Here is a 264-nt window from a genome sequence, read left to right on the forward strand (position 1 = left end):
TAAATTCTTTATCCGCAATGTCGCCTACAGTCGCAATAAGTACTTTAGCTGTACCATCGTGTTTCACTGTAACTGTTACATTCGCTTTCATTGTGTCGTATGTAACGGTTGCGTCGCTTCCTTTAACTTCTTCTACTGTGTAGTTGTGAACACCTTCTTGATCTTTCTTGAACTCAAGTTTAGAGAACTTAACGTTACCAGAAGCATCATTGCTTACAGTTTCAAGAGTCTTACCTGTTGAATCTTTAAGTACGAAGCTGAATT

1 protein-coding gene is annotated in these 264 nt (G+C 38.3%); it reads right to left on the reverse strand.

The features are described 5' to 3' along the window. Window positions 1–264 (reverse strand): Spy0128 family protein (locus HMPREF2637_RS00150; RefSeq protein WP_141760004.1); only part of this gene is annotated, 264 nt, incomplete at both ends.

This window comes from Streptococcus sp. HMSC065H07 (genome assembly GCF_001837325.1).
GTDB lineage: Bacteria > Bacillota > Bacilli > Lactobacillales > Streptococcaceae > Streptococcus > Streptococcus salivarius_H.